Genomic DNA, 21,991 nt, shown 5'->3' on the forward strand with positions numbered 1-21,991 from the left:
ATGTCTGAACATTGGACCGTCCTGGTCACCGGCGCCTCCAGCGGGATCGGCGCGAGCGCGGCCCGGATCTTCGTCGAGCGCGGGCACCGCGTCTTCGGTACCAGCCGTAATCCGGACACCATCACCGACCGCATCGCCGGGGTGCAGTATCTGCGGCTGGACCAAACCGACAAGGCCAGCATCGCCGAATGTGTCGCGCAGGCGGGCGAGGTGGACATCCTGGTCAACAACGCCGGAGAAAGTCAGATCGGCGCGCTGGAAGACATCTCCATCGATGACTTCGAGAAGCTGTATACCACCAATGTTTTTGGGCCCGTGGCGCTTACCAAAGCGGTGCTACCCGGGATGCGAGAACGGCGCCGCGGCGCCATCGTGATGGTGGGGTCGATGGCAGGCACCTTGCACGTGCCCTTTCGGTCGACCTACAGCTCGGCTAAATCGGCATTGCACACCGTGGCCGACTGCCTGCGGTACGAGGTCGCGCCGTTCGGGATCACGGTAAGCACCGTGGAACCCGGCGTCATCGCCACGGGGATCGAGACGCGGCGAAATCGCATCGTGGCCGAGGGATCCGCCTACCGCGAAGCATTCCAGACGGTCGACGCGGCCATGGCCGCGCGGGAACAACACGGCATGGCCACCGAGGACCTGGCCCGCCTGGTTGTGGACGTGGCGCTGAATCCGAACCCGAAGCCTCTGTACGCCAAGGGCAGTAACGCCCCGCTCATCATGGCCGCGCAGCGGCTACTGCCCGCCCGGCTGTTCCTGAAGTTCTTAGCGCGCATGCACGGACTGAAGGTGGGGTAGGGCATGTTTCCCATATCCCCCCAAGGGGTCCACCCCACGGGCTCGTCGGATGCCTTCCACTCCAAGGACATCGGCAGGCTGCTGCTGCAATGCCCCGACCGGATCGGCGTGGTCGCCGCCGTCAGCGCGTTCCTGGCCGAGGCAGGCGCGAGCATCATCTCGCTGGCGCAGTACTCGACGGAACCGCAGGGTGGCTGGTTCATGCAGCGCACCGTCTTTCACCGTTCCGGGCTCAGCGCCGCACGCGAAGACATGGAGAAGCGATTCGCTTCCATCGCTGAAGAATTCGACATCCAGTACCGATTCAGTGAGGCCGCCAAGCCCAAGAGAGTCGCGATCATGGTGTCGCGTACAGATCACTGCCTACTGGACCTGCTGTGGCGCAACCGTCGCGGCGAGCTCGACATGTCGATCGTGATGGTGATCTCCAACCACCCCGACCTTGCCGATCAGGTGCGCTCGTTTGGGCTGCCCTTCGTGCATATCCCGGCAACTCGCGAGAACCGCGCCGAAGCCGAACGCAAGCAGCTGGACCTGCTGCAGGGAAACGTCGACCTGGTGGTCCTGGCTCGATACATGCAGATCCTGTCGCCGGAATTTCTCAACGAGATCAGTTGCCCGCTGATCAACATCCACCATTCATTCCTCCCCGCGTTCACCGGCGCCATGCCGTATCGCCGTGCACGGGAACGCGGCGTGAAAATGATCGGTGCCACAGCGCATTACGTGACAGCGGAGCTGGACGAGGGCCCGATCATCGAGCAGGACGTGATCCGGGTCGACCACACGCACACCGTGGAAGACCTGGTGCGGCTCGGTTCCGATGTGGAACGCCTGGTGCTGTCGCGTGCGGTTGCCTGGCACTGCGAGGACCGGGTCATGCGACACGGCAACGTCACCGCGATCTTGTAAAAGTCCGCAGCGCCCGAGTTCCTCGGCATCCACGGTCCTGTTGCCCGCGTCTATGCGACAACTAGGGCAGTGCAGAGCCGGTAACACGTTTGTCGCATAGACGCGGGCAGGGCTGATGTGGCATGGACCTAGCGGCCGGTCTGTGAGTCGATGGTTTCGGCCAGCGCCAGATCCTTGTCGGTGATACCACCTTCGGAATGCGTGGACAGCACGAATGTCACGGTGCGCCATCGGATATCGATATCGGGGTGGTGATCGGCGGCTTCCGCGTGCTCGGCGATGCGGCGTACCGCGTCGATTCCGTCGAGAAAGGCGTCGAACTTGACCGTGCGGCGCAGGGAGTCGCCCTCGCGGGCCCACCCGGGAAGCTCGGCGAGCGCTGCGTTGATCTGGTCATCGGTGAGCAGGGCCATCAACTCAACGTATAGCGTCGACCACCATGGCGATAGTGGTCGCGGGTGCGGTAATCGATGGCGACAAGCTGCTTATCGCGCAGCGATCCAAACCTGCCGAGTTGGCCGGGCAGTGGGAGCTCCCGGGCGGCAAGGTCGCCGAGGGCGAATCGGAGCCACAGGCACTTGCCCGGGAGCTACGCGAGGAACTCGGGATTGAGGTCGAGGTTGACACCCGCATCGGCGAGGACGTCGTCGTCGGGAATCTGGTGCTGCGTGCCTATCGCGCACGCTTGCGCGACGGCGGCATCCCGCACCCGCATGAGCATCTGGCCCTGCGCTGGGTCACCGCCGACGAACTCGACACGGTGGAGTGGGTCGCCGCTGACGCGGGGTGGATCCCCGCGCTGCGGGCGGCGCTAGTGGGCCCGCGCCCGGTGTAGCACCTTCTTGAGCTCCTTGTCGGAGAGCCCGTGCTGCTCGGCTTTCTGCATCTTGTGCACCACAAGAGGGCACTTCATACAGCGTGGTTTGCTCTTACAGCACTTCTTCTTGGGCTTGAGTCGTGCGACCTTGCTGGCCTTCACTGAGGGTCCTACTTCTGGGTCTAAATGTGTCTTGGGCTGTGTTTGTGTCTATGTCGGGCGTCACACGTGATAACGCCAGTTTCGTGAACAGGGGTCCTCACTGCCAGAATTGGCAGACGTGACCCACAGTTTCCGGAACGTAGCCATTGTTGCGCACGTCGACCACGGCAAGACAACCCTGGTCGACGCGATGCTCAAACAATCGGGTGCGCTCACGCACCGAGGTGATGACGCCGTCGAGCGCCTGATGGACTCCGGTGATCTGGAGAAGGAAAAGGGCATCACCATCCTGGCCAAGAACACCGCGGTGCACCGGCACCATGCGGATGGCTCCATGACGGTCATCAACGTCATCGACACCCCCGGCCACGCCGACTTCGGCGGCGAGGTGGAGCGCGGCCTGTCGATGGTCGACGGAGTGCTGCTGCTGGTGGACGCCTCCGAGGGGCCCCTCCCACAGACCCGGTTCGTGCTGCGCAAGGCACTCTCCGCGCACCTGCCGGTGATCCTCGTCGTCAACAAGACCGACCGGCCCGATGCGCGCATCGCCGAGGTGGTCGAGGAGAGCCACGACCTGCTGCTCGATGTGGCCTCTGACCTCGATGAGGAAGCACAGGCGGCCGCGGAGAAGGCGCTCGATCTGCCCACGCTGTACGCATCGGGCCGCGCCGGCATCGCCAGCACCACCGAGCCCCCGAACGGGGAGAACCCGGACGGCGAGAACCTCGACCCGCTCTTCGATGTCCTGCTCGAGCACATCCCGCCGCCCAAGGGTGACCCCGAGGCGCCGCTGCAGGCCCTCGTCACCAACCTGGATGCTTCGGCGTTCCTGGGCCGGCTCGCGCTGATCCGCATCTACAACGGACGGATCCGCAAGGGTCAGCAGATCGCCTGGATGCGCGAAGTAGATGGCCACCCCGTCATCACCAACGCGAAGATCACCGAGCTGCTCGCCACCGAGGGTGTCGACCGCAGCCCCACCGAAGAGGCGGTCGCCGGTGACATCGTCGCCGTCGCGGGTATGTCGGAGATCATGATCGGCGACACGCTCGCCGACCCCGATCACGCGCACGCGCTGCCGCGCATCACCGTCGATGAGCCCGCCATCTCGGTGACCATCGGCACCAACAGCTCGCCGCTGGCCGGCAAGGTGTCGGGGCACAAGCTGACCGCACGCATGGTCAAGTCGCGGCTGGACTCGGAGCTCGTCGGCAACGTGTCCATCAAGGTCGTCGACATCGGCCGTCCGGACGCCTGGGAGGTGCAGGGCCGTGGGGAGCTGGCGCTGGCCATCCTCGTCGAACAGATGCGCCGTGAGGGCTTCGAACTGACCGTCGGCAAGCCCCAGGTGGTCACCCGGCAGATCGACGGCAAGCTGCACGAGCCGTTCGAGGCCATGACCATCGACTGTCCCGAGGAATTCGTGGGTGCCATCACCCAGCTGATGGCCGCCCGCAAGGGCCGCATGGAGGAGATGGCCAACCATGCCGCGGGATGGGTCCGCATGGACTTCATCGTGCCGTCGCGTGGCCTGATCGGATTCCGCACCGACTTCCTGACGCTGACCCGCGGCACCGGCATCGCGAACGCCGTCTTCGAGGGTTACCGCCCGTGGGCGGGCGAGATCCGCGCGCGGCACACCGGATCGCTCGTGTCCGACCGGACCGGCAGCATCACCCCATTCGCGATGATCCAGCTGGCCGACCGCGGGCAGTTCTTCGTGGAGCCGGGTGAGGACACCTACGAGGGCCAGGTCGTAGGGATCAACCCGCGTGCCGAGGATCTTGACGTCAACGTCACCCGCGAGAAGAAGCTGACGAACATGCGCTCGTCGACCGCCGATGTCATGGAGACCCTGGCACGGCCCATCGAGCTCGACCTCGAGCAGGCCATGGAGTTCTGCGCGGCCGACGAATGTGTCGAGGTGACCCCGGAAATCGTGCGCGTGCGCAAGGTTGACCTGGATGCCAACACCCGGGCGCGCAATCGCTCACGCGCGAAGGCAGCTGCCAACAACAGCTAGGTTTGGCCGATGGCCTGTCGTATCAGCGAGCTCGTGCTCGATTGTCGCGACCCGGAGGCGCTGGCACGGTTCTGGTGCGAGGTTCTGGACTTCGTCGTGCTGAGTCGTGAGGAAGACGGCTCGCTGGAGATCGGGCCCCGCGAGGGGTTCGGCGGCCCGCAGCCGACGCTGTTCCTGAGTTTCAGTGCTGAACCGCGCTCCGGGAAATCGCGGCTGCATATCGACGTCAACCCCACCGACCGCGATCAGGACGCCGAGCTCGACCGCCTGCTGAAGCTCGGCGCACGTCCGGCCGACATCGGTCAGACCGGCCAGGAGCAATGGCATGTCTTGGCCGACCCCGAAGGCAACGAGTTCTGCCTGCTCAAAGCTCGCCTCAAGGAGCTTTGAGGCTCGCTGTCTCGCATCGCCGCCGGAATGGGAGCAGACTGCATGGCGTGGTTGATTTCAACTCCATCAAGCGCCTCGTGGTTCACAACGCACAGCGGTATCTCGTCAACCCGGTGGGACGAAAACTGCCGGTCGTGATGCTGGAAACCACAGGCCGCAAATCCGGACAGCCGCGTCACACCGCGATCGGCGGGCGCCTCGTCGGTGACCAGTTCTGGTTGGTCTCCGAACATGGCGATCACTCCGACTATGTGCGCAACATCAAGGCCAACCCGGCGGTGCGGCTGAGAATCCGCGACCAATGGCGCACCGGCACCGCGCACCTGCTTCCTGAGGATGACGCCCGCGCGCGGCTGCAGCAGCTGCCGACGGCAAATAGCGCAGTGGTCCGTGCCGTGGGCACCGAACTATTGACCGTTCGGGTCGACCTCGACTGACTTTGGTAACGGCGGTTGCCCTGGCTCAATGAACTCGTTTGAGGGATAACGGCTTTCGCGATCGCTCGAGGGGTCCTGTGGGTACTATCGCGATATGGAGCAGACCCAGCCCGCATTGCGCATCATCGAACAGAACGTGGCGGCGGCGCAGGAACTTCCGTTCGCCAACACCGCGGACCAGGACGACGCCGACAGGGGATTCATCGCGGCCCTGGAACCGGGCATCGTCACCGATGCTTCCGGAAAAACAGTGTGGGACAACGACTCCTACGGCTTCTTGCGTGACAGCTGCCCGGCATCGGTGCACCCGAGCCTGTGGCGGCAGTGCGGCCTGAACATCAGGCAGGGGCTGTACCTCGTCACCGAGGGCATCTACCAAGTACGCGGCCTGGACATCTCCAACATGACGCTCGTCGAGGGGGAGCGCGGGGTCATCGTGATCGACCCGCTGGTGTCCGCGGAAACCGCCGCTGCCGCATTGGCGCTCTACCGGAGTCATCGGGGCGATCGCCCGGTGACCGGGCTGATCTACACCCATTCCCACGCCGACCATTTCGGGGGCGCGCTGGGGGTGGTGAGCGCGGAGGATGTCGCGTCGGGTCACTGCCCAGTCCTGGCCCCGGCGGGATTCCTGGAACATGCGGTGGCCGAGAACGTGTATGCGGGAACCGCGATGACGCGCCGGGCCGTGTACATGTACGGTGCCGTGCTGCCGCGGGGGCCACTGGGGCAGGTGGGCTCCGGCCTGGGCCAAACCAATTCCATCGGCACCGTCACGCTGATTCCGCCGACTCTCGACATCACCCATACCGGGCAGGAAGAGACCATTGACGGAGTGCGCATGGTCTTCCAGCTCACGCCGGGCACCGAGGCGCCCGCGGAGATGAATTTCCACTTCCCGCAGCGCCGCGCGCTCTGTATGGCCGAGAATGCCACGCACACCCTGCACAATCTGCTAACCCTGCGCGGCGCACTGGTCCGCGATCCGCACGTGTGGGCGCGGTACATCACCGAGGCCATCAACCTGTACGCGCGCGCTTCCGATGTGGTGTTCGCCTCGCACCATTGGCCCACCTGGGGGACCGAACTTCTGGTGGAATACCTTGCCCTGCAGCGAGATTTATATGCCTACTTACATGATCAGACGCTGCGCCAGCTCAACCAGGGGCTGGTGGGCTCCGAGATCGCCGAGTCGCTGCAGCTTCCCCCGGCCCTTGCCAACGCGTGGCATGCGCGCGGCTACTACGGGTCGGTCAGCCACAACGTCAAGGCGATCTACCAGCGCTACATGGGCTGGTTCGACGGCAATCCGGCGCACCTCTGGGAGCATCCACCGGTCGCGAACGCGCAGCGGCACGTCGAGTTCATGGGTGGCGCCGAGGAGGTACTACGTAAGGCGCGCATTGCCTTTGAGGAGGGCGACTATCGATGGGTGGCCCAGGTGGTCAACTATGTGATCTTCGCCGATCCGGCCAACGAAGCGGCCAAGGCGTTGCAGGCCAGCTGTTTTCGGCAACTGGGTTACGGATCTGAGAACGCCACCTGGCGCAATTTCTATCTGATGGGCGCCTACGAACTGTCTCATGGCAACGTCGGGACTCCCATCACAGTCGGTTCGCCCTCGGTAGTGGCGGCGCTGACGGTGGATCAGGTCTTCGACGCGCTCTCGCTGCGCATCAATGGCCCGAAGGCCTGGGATGAACACTTCGTCAGCGATTGGCGTTTCATCGACGAGGATCGCGTGCACCGTGTGGAGCTGCGCAACGGCGTGCTGGTGCACTATGACCGGCCCGCGGACATCAGTGAGCCCGACGTGACCTTCACTCTTACCCGGCCGATCCTCATCAAGGTTCTGCTGGATGGCACGGACCCGGCGCAGCTTGTCGCTTCGGGCGAGATCACCGTGGACGGCGACGTGACCGGATTCGCGCGGCTGGTTGTCGTGCTCGATCAGCCCGATCCCAACTTTGCGATCGTGACCCCCTGACCGGTTGCCGCGGGCGCCACGCCCCACCCCACCGATAAGGTTGGTCCTCATGCCGATCGAGTCACCGCGCCTGCGACTGTGCGCAGTACTCGGTGTGGTGCTGCTCGCGGGGTGCTCCGTCAGCGCGCCACCGGCCGTGCAAGGCAGCGAAACCACGAATTCCACGACACCGCCGCCGCCCAAAAAAGAGCAGATCGTGGTGGGTATCGATTCGATCGGGGCCGGATTCAATCCGCACCTGCTGTCGGATCAGTCGCCGGTGAACTCCGCGATCAGCTCGCTGGTGCTGCCCAGTGCCTTCCGCCCGGTGCCCGACTCGACCACCACCACCGGCTCACGCTGGGAGCTGGACCCGACGCTGCTGGTATCGGCCGAAGAGACCAGTCAAGAACCCTTCACGGTCACCTACACGATCCGTCCCGAGGCGCAGTGGACCGATAACGCACCCATCGGTGCCGACGATTTCTCCTACCTGTGGCAACAGATGCTCGTTCAGCCCGGGACCGTCGACCCGGCGGGCTACGGAAACATCACCGACGTGCAGTCACGTGACGGCGGCAAGCGTGTGGTCGTCACCTTCGACCACAAATACCCGGCCTGGCGTGAGCTGTTCACCGATCTGCTGCCCGCGCACATCGTGAAGGACATTCCGGGCGGGTTCGCCTCCGGGCTGATCAAGTCGATGCCCGCGTCCGGAGGGCGCTTCCGGGTCGACGCGATCGACCCCCAGCGTGACGAGATCCTGCTCGCCCGTAACGACCGGTACTGGGCCAAACCCGCGGTTCCCGACGAAATCCTGTTCCGGCGTGCAGGCGCGCCCACGGTGTTGGCCGACTCGATCCGTAACGGAGACACCCAGGTAGCCCAGGTGCACGGCAGTGCGGTGACCTTCGCTCAGCTGTCCAACATTCCCGGCGTGCGCACCGCGCGCATCGTCGCGCCGCGCACCTTGCAGCTGACCTTGCGCGCCGGACAGCCCACCCTCACCGATGCCAAGGTGCGCCGCGGGCTGCTCGGACTGCTGGATGTCGGGCTGCTGGCCGCGGTGGCTGCCGGCAACGACAACGCCGTCACCCTGGCGGCGGCACAGGTGCGTTCCCCCTCGGACCCCGGATACAAGCCCACCGCGCCCACTGCTCTCACCCGCGACGCGGCCCTGGCGTTACTCAAAGAGGCGGGATATGAAGCCGTCGAGGTACCGCCGGCACCCGGCGCCCCGGCAGGTCCGCCACAGATCACCCGGGACGGCGAGCCGCTGAGCCTGGTGATCGGTGCCGCTGCCAACGATCCGACGTCGGTCGCCGTCGCCAACACCGCCGCCGATCAACTGCGCAATGCCGGAGTGCGGGCCAGCGTCCTGGCCCTCGACCCGCCCACGCTGTACGGCCAGGCGATTCCGGACGGCCGTGTCGACGCCATCGTCGGCTGGCACCAGTCGGGCGGAGACCTGGCCACCGTGCTGGCCTCCCGCTACGGCTGCCCGGCGCTGCAATCGAGCAAGCTGCCCGAGACCCGCACCACCACTCCGCCCCCGCCACCGGCGAGCAATACGCCGGCGCCGCCAGCGCGGGAAGAATCCGTTCGCGCCCCGAGCAATCTCACCGGGTTGTGCGATGAGGGCCTGCAGGCCAGCATCGACGCCGCGCTCACCGGGCAGGCCGATGTGGGCAAGGTTGTCGATCAGGCCGAGCCGCAATTGTGGAAGATGGCAACGGTGTTGCCGATCATGCAGGACACCACCATCGCCGCGGCCGGGCCCAGCGTGCAGAACGTCGAGCTGACCGGTGCGGTTCCGGTGGGAATCGTGGCCACGGCAGGAGAGTGGAAGAAGACCCGCCCATGACCCGCCGTCTGATGCTCGTGCACGCGCACCCCGACGATGAATCCCTGACGACCGGAGGAACCATCGCGCGGTATGCCGCCGAAGGCGCCGACGTCAAGGTTGTCACCTGCACCCTCGGCGAGGAAGGCGAGGTGATCGGCGACCGCTGGGCGCAGCTCGCCGTGGACTACGCCGATCAACTCGGCGGGTACCGCATCGCGGAATTGTCTGCCGCGCTGAAGCACCTCGGGGTCGAGCAGCCCGTTTTTCTTGGTGGTGCCGGGCACTGGCGTGACTCCGGCATGGCCGACACCGGGCCACTGCATCCGCGGGCATTCGCCGGCGCTGACATCGACGATGCCGTCGCGGAACTGACGCGGTTGATCGACGAGCACCGCCCGCACGTCGTCGTCACCTACGACCCCTTCGGGGGATATGGGCATCCCGACCACATCCAGGCGCACACGGTGACCACCGCTGCGGTCGAGCAGGCCTCCTGGAAGGTGGCCAAGCTGTACTGGACCGTCATCGCCACCAGTGCGCTGAGCGCGGGGCTCGCCGCGATGAAGCAGCTGCCTCCGGGATGTGAGCCGGCGCCCGTCGACGTCATACCTACATATGCCGACGAGCAGATCAGCGCCGCCATCGACGTCTCGGCCTATCGCGACGCCAAGGCCGCCGCGCTGCGCGCGCATGCCACTCAGCTCACCGTCTCCGAGGACGGGACCTCGCTGGCGCTGTCGAACCTGATCGCATTGCCCCTCGCGGACATCGAGCATTTTGTGCTGGTGCGTGGTGTGGCCGGTGTCGACACCGGATGGGAATCAGATCTGTTCGCCGGCGTGGAGTTGTAAGCTCGATCCATGCCACCTGATCCGGACCTGGACCCCAACCAGCAGCATTGGCAAGACCGGCTGGACAACTTCCAATGGGTCGTCGGCTCACTCGTGGCCCAGCTCGACTCCGTCCCGATTTAGACGCCTGAACGTTTATCTGCGCGCGTTCGTACTGACCGCGCTCGTTGTCGACGGCATCATCAGTGCCATTTTCGGCGCTGCTCTGCTCAACACGCGCTTTGGCGGGGTTCTGGTTCCGCTGGGCCTGGTCATCAGCGCTGTTCTCAACGTGGTGCTGGTGTGGTGCGCGCTGCAATGGGCACCGTCGACGCGATGGTCGGGGGCACCGCTGTGGGCGTTCGTGGCGACCACGACGCTGCTGTTGTTCGGCGGGCCCGGCGGTGACGTGATTTTCAGCGGGTTTGGCCCCGTGCTGCTGTTGGCGTTCGGTGTGCTGCCCGCGGCATATGTCCTACGGCGGGCGAACGCCTAGCCCAAGTATTCAGACTCGAGGACCAGGTCCTTCACCAACGTCTGGTACTCGACATGGGTCTCGTGCTCGATGGTCTGCCAGCGCTTTCCCTGCTGTTCCTTCATGTACGCGCGGTACTTGGGGGAGCCGGGGAAGCCAACATTGTCGGCCACCACGATCGTGCCCGGATGCAGCCAGCCCCGTTCCATCAGCCGCTGCAGGTCGTCGAGGTAGACGTCCTTCCAGTGGTCGATGAACACGAAGTCCAGGCATCCCTCGGTGAATCCGTAGTCCTTGGTCAGTGTGTCCAGGGTGGTGCCGTCGTCGGCTGTGCCGGTGAGGCAGGTGGTGCGGTCGGCCAGCCCGGCGTGGGCCCAGACCCGGCGGGCCACCGAGGCGTTGGCCCCCGACTTCTCGATGGAGAAGAACTTGGCGCCGGGAGCCGCACGCGCGATCCGTAGCCCGCTGTAGCCGCAGTACGCGCCCAGTTCGAGGGCGATCTTGGGGTTGGCGCGTTTGACGGCCGCGTCGAGCAGCTGCCCCTTCTCGTCGCCGACATTCATCAGAATCGATTGGTCATACGCGAAGTTGTCGATGGCGTTGATCGCGGCGTCGACATCCCCGGCCGGGGCGGTGGCGATGACGTGCTCGGCGGTGGCCTCTTCACGGCCATCGCCCATCTGACCAGTGCGCATGACGTTCAGCCCGCCGAACACCGCACGCAGAAACGAATACCGCAGAAACGGAAGTTTCTGCTTGAGCGTTCTCGTAAGACTCACGAAGATCAGCCTAGCCATCCCGGGTGTTTTCGCAGCGTGGTCCCGTTGATGAACCCCCGAGTGGTGGGGCTTTTGGTACGGGCGGATGATCTGGGGGTGACCGACGGTTGTACAAACGTGCCCGACGACGTAACGCCGCTGCCGAATCCCGCCTTTCCCGCGCCGAAAGCGGCATCTTCTGTTCCGGATGCCGCACGCGCAGGTGGCTCATCGCCCGCGCTGAGGCGGGTGCTGCGCCGCGCCCGCGATGGCGTGACGCTGAACGTCGATGAGGCAGCGCTCGCGCTGACCGCGCGGGGAGACGATCTGGCCGACCTGATGGCCAGTGCGTCGCGCGTGCGCGATGCTGGGCTGGAGTCCGCCGGGCGTCGCGGCGCGGCCGGGCGTCTGCCGGTTTCCTATTCGCGCAAGGTCTTCATTCCGGTCACCCATCTGTGCCGGGACAAGTGCCATTACTGCACGTTCGTGACGGTTCCAGGCAAGCTGCGCGCGCAGGGCCAGGGCATGTACCTGGAGCCCGACGAGATCTTGGACATCGCCCGTCGCGGCGCCGAATTGGGTTGCAAAGAGGCCTTGTTCACGCTGGGCGATCGGCCTGAGGACCGCTGGCCGGAGGCCAAGCAGTGGCTCGATGAGCGTGGATATGACACCACGCTTGATTACGTGCGGGCCATGTCGATCCGGGTGCTGGAAGAGACGGGACTGCTGCCGCACCTGAACCCGGGCGTGATGACATGGTCCGAGCTGGCTCGGCTCAAGCCGGTGGCGCCGTCGATGGGGATGATGCTGGAAACCACGTCGCGGCGGCTGTTCGAGACGCGAGGCGAGGCCCATTACGGCAGCCCCGATAAGGACCCCGCGGTGCGGCTGCGGACGCTGACCGACGCCGGCCGGCTGTCCATCCCCTTCACCACCGGGCTGCTGGTGGGCATCGGGGAGAACCTGACCGAACGGGCCGAGACCATTCACGCGATCCGGAAGGTGCACAAAGAGTTCGGGCACGTGCAAGAAGTGCTTGTGCAAAACTTCCGGGCCAAGCCGGACACCGCGATGAAGTCGACGCCCGACGCCGATATCGACGATTTCCTGGCCACCATCGCCGTGACCAGGCTGGTACTCGGCCCCAAGATGCGGGTGCAGTCGCCGCCAAACTTGGTGTCCCGCAGCGAATGCCTCGCGCTTATCGCGGCGGGTGTGGACGACTGGGGCGGTGTCTCGCCGCTCACGCCCGACCACGTCAATCCCGAACGCCCCTGGCCCGCAGTGGACGATCTGGCCGACGTGACCGCCGAGGCCGGATACGACCTGGTGCAGCGGCTCACCGCGCACCCGCAGTACGTGCAGGCCGGGGCGGCGTGGATCGACCCGCGGGTACGTGGACACGTGGAGGCCCTGGCCGACCCGGAAACCGGTTACGCCCTGGATATCTCGCCGACGGGATTGCCCTGGCAGGAGCCCGATGAGACCTGGGAGTCGACGGGCCGGGTAGACCTGCATGAGGCCATCGATTCGGAGGGCCGCAACACCGACACCCGTAGCGATCTGGCGAGTGCCTTCGGGGACTGGGAATCTATCCGCGAACATGTTCGTGAACTGAATGCGCGTGCCCCGGAAAAGGTGAGTGGTGACGTGCTGGCGGCGCTGCGCTCCGCCGAGAGAGATCCGGCCGGCTGCAGCGATGACGAGTACCTGGCGCTGGCGACCGCCGAGGGTCCGGCTATGGATGCTGTTGCCGCACTGGCTGATTCGATCCGCGCGGATGTGGTCGGCGACGACGTCACGTACGTGGTGAACAGGAACATCAACTTCACCAACATCTGCTACACCGGCTGCCGTTTCTGCGCCTTCGCGCAGCGCAAGGGCGATGCCGACGCCTTCTCGCTGTCGGCCGAGGAGGTCGGAGACCGCGCCTGGGAGGCGTATGTCGCCGGTGCTACCGAGGTCTGCATGCAGGGTGGTATCGACCCGGAGCTGCCGGTCACCGGGTATGCCGATCTGGTGCGCGCGGTCAAGAAGCGGGTGCCCAGCATGCATGTGCATGCCTTCAGCCCGATGGAGATCGTCAACGGTGCGTCCAAGGGTGGCCAGAGCGTTCGTGAGTGGTTGACCGAACTGCGCGCCGCAGGTCTGGACACCATTCCGGGCACCGCCGCCGAGATCCTCGACGACGAGGTTCGGTGGGTGCTGACCAAGGGCAAGCTGCCCGCGTCGGAATGGATCGATGTCATCAGTACCGCACACGAGGTGGGGCTGCGGTCCAGCTCCACCATGATGTACGGGCACGTCGATACGCCCAAGCACTGGGTGTCGCATCTGCGGGTTCTCTCCGGAATTCAGGACCGCACAGGTGGATTCACCGAGTTCGTACCGCTGCCATTCGTGCACCAGAGTGCCCCGCTGTACCTGGCGGGCGCCGCGCGGCCCGGGCCCACCAACCGCGACAACCGGGCGGTGCACGCATTGGCGCGCATCATGCTGCATGGGCGTATCCACAACATCCAGACCAGCTGGGTCAAGCTGGGTATCGACGGCACACGGGTGATGCTCGAAGGAGGTGCCAACGATCTGGGCGGCACCCTCATGGAGGAGACCATCTCCCGGATGGCCGGATCTGAACACGGATCCGCCAAGACCATCGCCGAGCTGGAAGAAATCGCCGACGGCATCGGACGCCCCGCAGTGGAACGCACCACCACCTACGCACGGCGGCCGTCCGCGGCGTAAAGCTTGGCTACGCTGAAGCCTTCAGTGAGTCTGCTCGGGTGAGGCAGTTGACGTCGTGACCATCCCCGCGTGTGCCTGAATCGCGAAGGCGCCCGACGAGGATCTCGCACGTGATGGATTCAGCCGATCCCATTATGGGGTCCGCCCCTACAAGCTGACTGCCGTTCGCGCTCTGAGTAAATCTGGTCGTACCGCCGCAATGATTGGTCGTCGTCAGCACTCTCGCAGGTGATGAATCCGGCGCGGTGATGTCTATGCAATCCGTACCAGTCCAGGTGACTAGGGTCTCGTAGCTTGCGCCGTCACCGCCGCCCGACAGCAATCCCGGTGCGGGAATCGGTGTCGAAACGGGTTGTGGCGCTTGTATGGTGGGGATTGCTGGCGCGGGGACAGATTGGCCTGGCGCGGATCCAGATGAGCCGGTCTCACACGCGACACCGTCACCATCGCGGTCGAGCTTCGAACTGTATCCAGGCTGGCCTCGGTACAGGGGCGCAGCTCCGGCCGCTCTTGCAGCGGCGCAATTGGGGTAGGCCTGTGCCAACGGCGCCGAGACGAAACCAAACGATGGGCCTACCAATGTGGCGATAGCGAGATGCAGAATCTTGGTACGCAGCTGACCCTCCTCAGATGCAAACGTGACCTTGATCTTTACCGGATCTAAGAGCTGTCGGGAGGCGAATCGCGAGAAGAAATTGGGGCGCGGCCCGTACCTGACGGCGGGTGCGGATTTCGGCAGTGGGCTGCCGTTGATGGCGGTAGCCTCGTGCCCTGATGACCGAATTACCGCCCGACGAGGAGTCGATGCCGCCGACTACCCAGCGGCCATTGAATCCGCCTGCCGCTGCGTACTCCGAGGCGGATGACTCCGAGATCTCCGTAGGCAATCGCTCATGGCGCTGGGTGTGGATCGTCTGCGCGGCGGCGGCCCTGGCCATTGTGGCGGCGTTGGTTCTGGCCCTGCTGGAGGTGGATAAGGCTGAGGAGCCGGTGGCCCCGGCTCCGGTGACGACGGCGACCGAACATCTGCGTGTGCCAAGTAGTTCGGTGCCCGTCGCGCCGCCGACGGAGACGGTGGTCACCACCGTTATCGAAACCACCGTGGTGGTGGAGACGCCCGCGCCGGTCGCGCCGACAGAGGTGACGCCAACAGAAGTGGTGCCGACACGTCCAGAAGAAGGCCGGTTGTGTCACGAACTGCACCCGCGGCGCGACTGCGACGGATACCGCTAAGTTGACGGTCTCTGCGCGCACCTGACTGACTGGATCGCGGTGGGTTAACTCCGGTGGCTGGTTTGGGCATCGTGATGTGCGTGATTACCCGACTCGTAGCGACAAGCTTCATCGTTGCCATGCTTGGGTTCATGGTCGCGGTACCGGCCAGTGCAGAGCCGAGAGAGATGGCGCCGCAGTCGTATTCGCGGACGACCCGCGATGGCTGGCAACTGCAGATCAGGCTCGACAATGAACGCGTCAACGTGGTTCCCAACCTGGCCGCGGCAACCAACTCGCGTGAGGCATTCATTACCTTGTCGGGCACGGCGACCGCCTCCGGCGGCACCAACCCCATCACCGACAGCCTCTTCGTCATCGGATATCAGCTCGGTTGCCAGTCGGATGTGTCTTCGGGCTTGCAGCTTGGTGGATCGGCGGGTATCGCACCGTCGGTGAGCCTTGGCGTGGCGCCCACACCGTCGGTGGGAGTGGGAGGCAGCGCGGGAGTCAGCGGGTTCGTTCAGACCGTGGTGCAGCCGGGCGTCATCGTGAACCTCCCGATGGCCAATATGGTTCTGTCCCACGGTGGTACGGGTGCGCTGGATTTGGACAACGTGCATGTGAAGGCCGATGCCTGTGGTGGTGACGTGACGATCCGTTCCTTCGCCTCGTTGCGGGCGTCGACGGAGACCGGTCACACCGAGTTCGCAATCTATGGCGATCCGATCAAGATCTGATGATGAAATTCGTCTGTGCCACAGGGGTATTAGCGTCCGTGTTGTGGGCGCCGCAAGCCATGGCGGACCCGCCACCGGTGAACCCGATGCCTGCGGTGCCCGTGGCCGTGCCGGGTGGGACACCCAACTATGCGGCGACCGCGGCGCAACCACCGTTTGGGCTGTCTCCGGCAACGCCGCGCGGTGCCCGGATCTCCGCCGGTGTCGACTCCGGGTACACCGCCCGAATCGGCGCCGGGATGACCGCCGGACAGCTGGAGGACCCACGTGGCATGACTGAAGGGGTGGCACCATGATCCGAACATTTTGTGTAGCAACGGTTGTGGCGGCAATCGCGGTCGGCATTGCCCCGCCTGTCGCCGCGGCTCCGCCGCCGCCCGTTCCGGCGCCCTATAACCCGGTCTTCGTGCCCGGCCAGCTGCCCGCACTGCGTCCCTCACGCGGTACTCAGCTGCCGGTGCTGATGTCGGGCCCCGCCCGGGGGCCCCGGATTTCGGCCGGGGTAGTCGATGGCGCGGGGGCGCCGGGTGGAGTGAAGCCGGGTGTCGGAGTCGGCGACGGGAAGCTGGAAAGTCCGACCGGCACAGCGACGCGCTGACCCCTGCAAATCGCCCAAGTATTTGGCAGCTGCATCTCAGCGGCACCTCAGAATCGCTTATTAGCGTGGCGGCATCCGGCGCCATCGGCTCGGTAGCAGATCGAGCGATGACCGTCACGGAGGTGCCGAGAAATGCCGTCCTACGAAGACACGGTGCGGGCCTGGAGCGACGGCGGGGACGAGCCCACGCAATTGCTCCCGGTGACCCCGCCGTCTCGCGGCACATCCCGTCAGGTCTGGATCGTTGCGATAGCCGCGACGGCGGGTGTGCTGGCGATCATCGCTCTCGGGTTTCTGCTTCTCGTTCCCGAGAAGACAACGGTGCCACCACTTGTCCCCATCACGTCGGTGACGACACCCTCGACATCCGCGCCGGTGTCGTCATCCCTATCACCGTCTGCGCCACCCTCGTCGATGGAGACGGTCACCGAAACGGTGACCGCAACCACCTACCTCCCGGCGCCGGCGATCACGCCCACAACCGACGCGCCACCGAGTACCACCGCAACGGACCCGAACGACATCTGGAGGGCGTGCCGCCAGATGCATCCACACCGCTGGTGCAACGGATATCGGTAGGCCTGTCGGCGGTTCCGGTGACTACAGCTTCGCGGCCAGCTCGGTGCCCTGCTTGATCGCGCGCTTGGCGTCCAGCTCACCGGCCAGCGCAGCGCCACCGATGACGTGGGCTTCGACCCCGGCTTCCTTCAACACGTCGTCGAGGTCGCGCACCGATTCCTGGCCCGCGCAGATCACCACGTTGTCGACCTCGAGCACCCGCGGGTCTTTGCGCTCCTCACCGAAACTGATGTGCAGTCCGGCATCGTCGATCCGCTCGTAGTTGACCCCCGCCAGCTCGGTCACCTTCTTGGCCTTGAGTGATGCGCGGTGCACCCAACCCGTGGTCTTGCCCAGCCCCTTGCCCAGCGATCCCTTCTTGCGCTGGCACAGGTAGACCTCGCGAACCGCTGGAGCCGGAATGGGTTTCGTGAGCGAACCGCGGGAGTCGTGCTCCTCGGAGATACCCCACTCGGCCCGCCACTCCTTGAGGTTCAGCGTCGGCGACTCGTCGATCGTCAGGAACTCGGACACATCGAAGCCGATGCCGCCGGCGCCAACTACCGCCACACGCTTGCCGACGGGCTTGATCTGCTTGATGACCTCCGGGTAGGAGAGCACCATCGGGTGGTCGATGCCGGGGATGGCCGGAACCCGGGGCTTGACCCCGGTGGCCAAGATGACATCGTCGAACTTACCGGCGATCAGCTCCTGCGCATCCACCTTCTTGTTCAAAAGCACGGTGACGCCGTACTTCTTGAGCATCGTCGTGTAGTAGCGAATGGTCTCGTTGAACTCTTCCTTGCCGGGAATCTTGCGGGCCATGTCGAACTGGCCGCCGATCTCGGGGTTGGCCTCGAACAGCACCACCTTGTGCCCGCGTCCGGCTGCGGTGACGGCGGCCGCCAGTCCGGCTGGGCCCGCGCCGACGACGGCGATCTTCTTGGCATGCCGGGTCGGCAGCAGCTTGAGCGTCGTCTCGTTGCCCGCACGCGGGTTCAGCAGGCAGCTGGCCTTCTTGTTCACGAACGAGTGATCCAGGCAGGCCTGGTTGCAGGCGATGCAGGTGTTGATCTCGTCGGCGTGATCGGCCGAGGCCTTCTTGACCCAGTCCGGGTCGGCCAGCAGCGGCCTGGCCATCGAAATCAACTGCACCTGACCGTCGTTGAGGATCTGCTCGGCGGACTGTGGCATGTTGATCCGGTTGGATGCCATCACCGGAATCCGAACCTCTTGAGCGATCTTGTTAGACAGATCCACGAACGCGTTTTGTGGCACCGAGGTGACGATGGTGGGCACTCGCGCCTCATGCCAGCCGATGCCGGTGTTGATGATCGTCGCACCGGCAGCCTCGATCTCCTTGGCCAGTGCCACGATCTCATCCCAGGTCTGGCCGTCGGGCACATAGTCGGCCATGGACAGCCGATAGCAGATGATGAACTCCGGTCCGACCGCCTTGCGAACAGCCTTGACCACCTCGACGGCAAGTCTGCGCCGGTTCTTCGGGCTGCCGCCGAACTCGTCGTTGCGATCGTTGGTGTACGGCGCGAGGAACTGGTTGATGAAATAGCCTTCGCTACCCATGATTTCCACGCCGTCGTAACCGGCCTTCTTGGCCATCTTGGCGCTATGTGCCCAGTCTTCGATCGTCTGCCAGACACCCTTGGTGCTGAGCTTGCGCGGCTTGAACGGCGTGATGGGTGACTTTTTGTTCGACGCGCTCACCGAGAACGGGTGGTATCCGTAGCGGCCCGCATGCAGCAGCTGGACGATGATCTTGCCGCCGTTCTTGTGCACCGCGTTGGTGACAATGCGATGCCGGTACGCCTCAAGGGAAGTGGTGAGCTTTCCGGCCAGCGGCTTGAGCCAGGCGGCACGGTTGATGGCGTATCCGCCGGTGATGATCATGCCGACGCCGCCTTTGGCGCGCTCGGCGAAGTAGGCCGCCAGGGCGGGCGTATCCCAGGGGAAGTCCTCAAGTCCTGCGTGCATGGATCCCATGACGACTCGGTTCCTCAACGTTGTGAAGCCAAGGTCCAAGGGGGACAACAGGGTTGGATATGGATTACTCATGATTCTCGCTTTCAGTCCGGGCTGTGGACAAGGAAGTGATCATTTCGTCGCACCAATCGGTGAAGCCCTCTTCCATGCGGACACCGCCGCGTAGGACGAGATATTGATGCAGGGCCGCGCCGGTGAGCTGATCCGGAGCGGGAAACTGGCGTTTTTCCATTTCGCGGTAGTTGTCGAGCATGACGAGGTGCGTGTCGCGTTGGACACGGATGTGTTCGACCACCATGTCGATGTCGCCGTAGGTACCCGCGCGGACCTTGAGGGCCAGGTCGCGCATGTCGGTGCCCTCGGAACTGTTGACCCACCGGGACAACTCGCGATAGCCGAGCTCGGCGACGTCGTAGACCTTCTTCGCAGGCCGTCCTTCTTGGTCGACGACGGTGCAGCGCAGCCAGCTGTCGTCCTCCATACGGCGCAGCGTGCGATAGATCTGCTGGTGCGTGGCGCTGTAGAAGTAGCCGATCGACCGGTCGAATCGGCTCGTGAGCTCGTAACCTGACCCGTTCTGCTCGGCCAGGGATAACAGGATCGCGTGGGTGAGTGCCACGGCAGCATGCTGACACGAAACCTGACCCCTATGCAACTTGTTGCAGTGCAACAGTCTGCATACAACTGGCCAGTTAAGTGTCGCGGTCGGTAACGCTGACGGTCTGACACATGTAGTCGGTGCGGCGCTCGAGAGGTTGTCCGTGATGGAGGGATCGCCCAACCGTGTGCGGGCGGGGCGGATCAGGCGCGCACCGGGGGATATGCCGCCGACTGCGTCGACGAGGGCGCGCGGGCCGGCTGCATCAGCCCCGGCGAGTGCACGGATTACGTTGCTTGCGAACGGGTTTGTCCAGGTTAAGTCGTTGTCTTGGGGGATGACAGGCCTCGCCGGTGGCCGGGTCGCGTATGCGCCGGCACGGACTACGTCGTAGGCCCTTGATCTACCCGAACGGCGCATGCCCGATGGGCGCGATCGGTGGGGGCATGCCGCGTGGCACGCGTCTGTGGCCCGGGGGCTGAGCGTGGCTGCTGGCGGCAAGTCAAGTTAAACGTTAAGCTAAGTACCTGTAACCGGCGGATACGGCTAGATCGCCTTGGCGAGTTAGGTCAGCCTGTGTCGCGGGGCACATCTATGGACCGGGATACTTGCCGCAACGCATGAACTGGACATCAGCGCAGGAAATGAGGAAACCTTCGTGACCTACACGATCGCGGAACCGTGCGTCGACGTTATGGATAAGGCATGCATTGAGGAATGCCCCGTCGACTGCATCTACGAGGGTGGGCGCATGCTCTATATCCACCCCGACGAATGTGTCGACTGCGGTGCTTGCGAACCGGTGTGCCCTGTGGAGGCCATCTTCTATGAGGACGATGTGCCGGATCAGTGGACCGGCTATATCCAGGGCAACGCCGACTTCTTCGTAGACCTGGGCTCGCCCGGTGGTGCCGCGAAGGTGGGCAAGACCGATTACGACCCGCCGTCGGTCAAGGAGCTTCCGCCCATGGGTGAGGGACACTGAACTTGTCCTCTGAGTCCCGGCTGCGGGTCTCGTCCCGGCTTCCGGAGTTTCCGTGGGACACCATCGCCGGTGCGAAGGCGACCGCTGCGGCGCACCCCGAAGGGATTGTCGACCTTTCCGTCGGTACCCCGGTAGACAGTGTGGCCCCGGTCATCCGCGACGCATTGACCGCGGCCAGCGACCTTCCCGGATATCCGGCGACCGCCGGCACACCGGCATTGCGCCAGGCAATCCGCGACGCGGTATCGCGGCGATACGGCGTGGTGCCGCTCGCCGACGACGCCGTGCTGCCGGTCATCGGCACCAAGGAACTCATCGCGTGGCTGCCGACCCTGCTCGGGCTGGGCAGCGACGACCTGATCGTCATCCCCGAGTTGGCGTATCCCACCTATGAAGTGGGCGCCCGGCTTGCCGGTGTGCCCACGGTCCGCGCGGACTCGCTGACCCAGCTGGGGCCGCAGCATCCCGCCCTGATCTACCTCAACTCGCCCAGCAATCCCACCGGCGCGGTGCTGCCGGTGGAGCATCTGCGCAAGGTTGTCGAGTGGGCTCGAGAGCGCGGCGCCCTCGTGGTGTCCGATGAGTGTTACCTCGGGCTCGGGTGGGACGCCGAGCCGGTGTCGGTTCTCGATCCACGGGTCTGCGACGGCGATACCACCGGATTGTTGGCCGTGCACTCGCTATCCAAGACCTCATCGCTGGCGGGGTACCGGGCCGGATTCGTGCTGGGCGACGCATCGGTGGTCGGCGAGTTGCTCGCGGTACGCAAGCACGCCGGGATGATGGTGCCGGGACCGGTGCAGGCGGCGATGACCGCGGCGCTGAACGAGGACGAGCATCAGCGCGATCAGCGTGCCCGCTACCAGATTCGTCGCGACAAGCTTTCGAAGGCGTTGATCGGCAACGGATTCCGGATCGACCACTCCGAGGCGGGCTTGTATCTGTGGTCGACGCGGGGTGACTCCTGTGATGAAGCGCTGGCGTACCTGGCCCAGCGTGGGATTCTGGTGGCTCCCGGACGGTTCTATGGCCCCCGCGGCAAGGAACATGTGCGGGTGGCCCTCACCGCGACCGATGAACGGATTGACGCCGCGATCGCGCGCCTGGCCGACTGACCGTCGAAGACCCGAG

General features: G+C 65.1%; 23 protein-coding genes. 18 read left to right on the forward strand and 5 right to left on the reverse strand.

The window, feature by feature from the left end; all coding sequences use genetic code 11:
- Positions 1-807 carry an SDR family oxidoreductase gene (locus tag AOT83_RS03230; protein WP_030094757.1) on the forward strand — a complete coding sequence of 269 codons (807 nt, stop codon included), beginning with the start codon at positions 1-3 and terminating at the stop codon, positions 805-807.
- Between the two features lie 12 nt (positions 808-819).
- Positions 820-1,719: a formyltetrahydrofolate deformylase gene (purU, locus tag AOT83_RS03235; protein ID WP_030094758.1), complete on the forward strand. Its 900-nt coding sequence runs from the start codon at positions 820-822 to the stop codon at positions 1,717-1,719.
- A 128-nt stretch (positions 1,720-1,847) separates the two neighbouring features.
- Here purU and AOT83_RS03240 read toward each other — a convergent pair whose 3' ends face one another.
- Positions 1,848-2,132 (reverse strand): 4a-hydroxytetrahydrobiopterin dehydratase, encoded by a 285-nt coding sequence (locus AOT83_RS03240; protein ID WP_057963869.1) that lies wholly within the window; start codon positions 2,130-2,132, stop codon positions 1,848-1,850.
- A 26-nt stretch (positions 2,133-2,158) separates the two neighbouring features.
- Between AOT83_RS03240 and AOT83_RS03245 the strand changes: the two genes are divergently transcribed.
- From AOT83_RS03245 to AOT83_RS03280, 8 genes are all read left to right on the forward strand, one after another.
- A complete protein-coding gene (locus AOT83_RS03245; RefSeq protein ID WP_057963870.1) occupies positions 2,159-2,554 on the forward strand; it encodes a (deoxy)nucleoside triphosphate pyrophosphohydrolase in 396 nt (131 codons plus the stop codon).
- A 262-nt stretch (positions 2,555-2,816) separates the two neighbouring features.
- Positions 2,817-4,721 carry a translational GTPase TypA gene (gene typA / locus AOT83_RS03250; protein ID WP_046252884.1) on the forward strand — a complete coding sequence of 635 codons (1,905 nt, stop codon included), beginning with the start codon at positions 2,817-2,819 and terminating at the stop codon, positions 4,719-4,721.
- A 9-nt stretch (positions 4,722-4,730) separates the two neighbouring features.
- Positions 4,731-5,111 (forward strand): VOC family protein, encoded by a 381-nt coding sequence (locus tag AOT83_RS03255; RefSeq protein ID WP_057963871.1) that lies wholly within the window; start codon positions 4,731-4,733, stop codon positions 5,109-5,111.
- 47 nt (positions 5,112-5,158) lie between these two features.
- Entirely contained in the window at positions 5,159-5,548 is a 390-nt protein-coding gene (locus AOT83_RS03260) for a nitroreductase family deazaflavin-dependent oxidoreductase (protein ID WP_030094763.1), read from the forward strand.
- A 94-nt stretch (positions 5,549-5,642) separates the two neighbouring features.
- The gene (locus tag AOT83_RS03265) at positions 5,643-7,535 is read left to right on the forward strand and encodes an alkyl sulfatase dimerization domain-containing protein (RefSeq protein WP_057963872.1); all 1,893 of its coding nucleotides are present in this window, start codon (positions 5,643-5,645) and stop codon (positions 7,533-7,535) included.
- Between the two features lie 49 nt (positions 7,536-7,584).
- Positions 7,585-9,378: an ABC transporter family substrate-binding protein gene (locus tag AOT83_RS03270; RefSeq protein ID WP_030094765.1), complete on the forward strand. Its 1,794-nt coding sequence runs from the start codon at positions 7,585-7,587 to the stop codon at positions 9,376-9,378.
- 11 nt (positions 9,379-9,389) lie between these two features.
- Positions 9,390-10,211 (forward strand): N-acetyl-1-D-myo-inositol-2-amino-2-deoxy-alpha-D-glucopyranoside deacetylase, encoded by an 822-nt coding sequence (mshB, locus tag AOT83_RS03275; protein WP_030094766.1) that lies wholly within the window; start codon positions 9,390-9,392, stop codon positions 10,209-10,211.
- Between the two features lie 139 nt (positions 10,212-10,350).
- Positions 10,351-10,686 carry a hypothetical protein gene (locus AOT83_RS03280; RefSeq protein WP_030094767.1) on the forward strand — a complete coding sequence of 112 codons (336 nt, stop codon included), beginning with the start codon at positions 10,351-10,353 and terminating at the stop codon, positions 10,684-10,686.
- Here AOT83_RS03280 and AOT83_RS03285 read toward each other — a convergent pair.
- The gene (locus AOT83_RS03285) at positions 10,683-11,444 is read right to left on the reverse strand and encodes an O-methyltransferase (RefSeq protein WP_057963917.1); all 762 of its coding nucleotides are present in this window, start codon (positions 11,442-11,444) and stop codon (positions 10,683-10,685) included. The two genes, AOT83_RS03280 and AOT83_RS03285, sit on opposite strands and share 4 nt — an antisense overlap.
- A gap of 138 nt (positions 11,445-11,582) precedes the next feature.
- On the opposite strand from AOT83_RS03285, the gene AOT83_RS03290 reads away from it, so the two are divergent.
- On the forward strand, positions 11,583-14,168 hold the full coding sequence (locus AOT83_RS03290; RefSeq protein ID WP_324610504.1) for a bifunctional FO biosynthesis protein CofGH: 2,586 nt from the start codon (positions 11,583-11,585) through the stop codon (positions 14,166-14,168).
- 7 nt (positions 14,169-14,175) lie between these two features.
- On the opposite strand, the gene AOT83_RS26630 is transcribed toward AOT83_RS03290, so the two are convergent.
- Positions 14,176-14,748, reverse strand: a complete 573-nt coding sequence (locus tag AOT83_RS26630; RefSeq protein ID WP_327083397.1) for an excalibur calcium-binding domain-containing protein — start codon at positions 14,746-14,748, stop codon at positions 14,176-14,178.
- A 194-nt stretch (positions 14,749-14,942) separates the two neighbouring features.
- Here AOT83_RS26630 and AOT83_RS03295 point away from each other — a divergent pair, with 194 nt between their 5' ends.
- The 5 genes from AOT83_RS03295 to AOT83_RS03315 all read left to right on the forward strand — a co-directional run bounded on the left by AOT83_RS03295 (position 14,943) and on the right by AOT83_RS03315 (position 17,297).
- Positions 14,943-15,401, forward strand: a complete 459-nt coding sequence (locus tag AOT83_RS03295) for a hypothetical protein (protein WP_057963873.1) — start codon at positions 14,943-14,945, stop codon at positions 15,399-15,401.
- An 80-nt stretch (positions 15,402-15,481) separates the two neighbouring features.
- Positions 15,482-16,120 (forward strand): MspA family porin, encoded by a 639-nt coding sequence (locus AOT83_RS03300; RefSeq protein ID WP_030094771.1) that lies wholly within the window; start codon positions 15,482-15,484, stop codon positions 16,118-16,120.
- A complete protein-coding gene (locus AOT83_RS03305; RefSeq protein WP_030094772.1) occupies positions 16,120-16,416 on the forward strand; it encodes a hypothetical protein in 297 nt (98 codons plus the stop codon). Before AOT83_RS03300 ends, AOT83_RS03305 begins: the two co-directional genes overlap by 1 nt.
- Entirely contained in the window at positions 16,413-16,718 is a 306-nt protein-coding gene (locus AOT83_RS03310; RefSeq protein ID WP_030094773.1) for a hypothetical protein, read from the forward strand. Before AOT83_RS03305 ends, AOT83_RS03310 begins: the two co-directional genes overlap by 4 nt.
- Before the next feature lie 132 nt (positions 16,719-16,850).
- The gene (locus AOT83_RS03315; RefSeq protein ID WP_057963874.1) at positions 16,851-17,297 is read left to right on the forward strand and encodes a hypothetical protein; all 447 of its coding nucleotides are present in this window, start codon (positions 16,851-16,853) and stop codon (positions 17,295-17,297) included.
- 21 nt (positions 17,298-17,318) lie between these two features.
- Here AOT83_RS03315 and AOT83_RS03320 read toward each other — a convergent pair whose 3' ends face one another.
- Both AOT83_RS03320 and AOT83_RS03325 read right to left on the reverse strand, forming a co-directional pair.
- On the reverse strand, positions 17,319-19,349 hold the full coding sequence (locus AOT83_RS03320) for an NADPH-dependent 2,4-dienoyl-CoA reductase (RefSeq protein WP_030094775.1): 2,031 nt from the start codon (positions 19,347-19,349) through the stop codon (positions 17,319-17,321).
- Positions 19,342-19,896, reverse strand: coding sequence for a PadR family transcriptional regulator (locus AOT83_RS03325; protein ID WP_030094776.1), 555 nt, complete (start codon positions 19,894-19,896; stop codon positions 19,342-19,344). The genes AOT83_RS03320 and AOT83_RS03325 overlap by 8 nt, the downstream gene beginning before the upstream one ends.
- Before the next feature lie 637 nt (positions 19,897-20,533).
- Here AOT83_RS03325 and fdxA point away from each other — a divergent pair.
- Both fdxA and dapC read left to right on the forward strand, forming a co-directional pair.
- The gene (gene fdxA, locus AOT83_RS03330) at positions 20,534-20,860 is read left to right on the forward strand and encodes a ferredoxin (protein WP_030094777.1); all 327 of its coding nucleotides are present in this window, start codon (positions 20,534-20,536) and stop codon (positions 20,858-20,860) included.
- Between the two features lie 20 nt (positions 20,861-20,880).
- Positions 20,881-21,975, forward strand: coding sequence for a succinyldiaminopimelate transaminase (gene dapC / locus AOT83_RS03335; RefSeq protein ID WP_078284197.1), 1,095 nt, complete (start codon positions 20,881-20,883; stop codon positions 21,973-21,975).
- Positions 21,976-21,991 lie beyond the last annotated feature (16 nt).

The sequence above is a fragment of the Mycobacteroides sp. H001 genome (genome assembly GCF_001440005.1).
Taxonomy (GTDB): Bacteria; Actinomycetota; Actinomycetes; order Mycobacteriales; family Mycobacteriaceae; genus Mycobacterium; species Mycobacterium gwanakae.

Bases quoted from the DNA above. Each gene is read 5' to 3' on its own strand.
- AOT83_RS03230 (WP_030094757.1), top strand. From the start codon at position 1: ATGTCTGAACATTGGACCGTCCTGGTCACCGGCGCCTCCAGCGGGATC.
- AOT83_RS03240 (WP_057963869.1), bottom strand. From the start codon at position 2,132: ATGGCCCTGCTCACCGATGACCAGATCAACGCAGCGCTCGCCGAGCTT.
- AOT83_RS03245 (WP_057963870.1), top strand. From the start codon at position 2,159: ATGGCGATAGTGGTCGCGGGTGCGGTAATCGATGGCGACAAGCTGCTT.
- AOT83_RS03255 (WP_057963871.1), top strand. From the start codon at position 4,731: ATGGCCTGTCGTATCAGCGAGCTCGTGCTCGATTGTCGCGACCCGGAG.
- AOT83_RS03265 (WP_057963872.1), top strand. From the start codon at position 5,643: ATGGAGCAGACCCAGCCCGCATTGCGCATCATCGAACAGAACGTGGCG.
- AOT83_RS03270 (WP_030094765.1), top strand. From the start codon at position 7,585: ATGCCGATCGAGTCACCGCGCCTGCGACTGTGCGCAGTACTCGGTGTG.
- mshB (WP_030094766.1), top strand. From the start codon at position 9,390: ATGCTCGTGCACGCGCACCCCGACGATGAATCCCTGACGACCGGAGGA.
- AOT83_RS03295 (WP_057963873.1), top strand. From the start codon at position 14,943: ATGACCGAATTACCGCCCGACGAGGAGTCGATGCCGCCGACTACCCAG.
- AOT83_RS03305 (WP_030094772.1), top strand. From the start codon at position 16,120: ATGATGAAATTCGTCTGTGCCACAGGGGTATTAGCGTCCGTGTTGTGG.
- AOT83_RS03310 (WP_030094773.1), top strand. From the start codon at position 16,413: ATGATCCGAACATTTTGTGTAGCAACGGTTGTGGCGGCAATCGCGGTC.
- AOT83_RS03315 (WP_057963874.1), top strand. From the start codon at position 16,851: ATGCCGTCCTACGAAGACACGGTGCGGGCCTGGAGCGACGGCGGGGAC.
- AOT83_RS03320 (WP_030094775.1), bottom strand. From the start codon at position 19,349: ATGAGTAATCCATATCCAACCCTGTTGTCCCCCTTGGACCTTGGCTTC.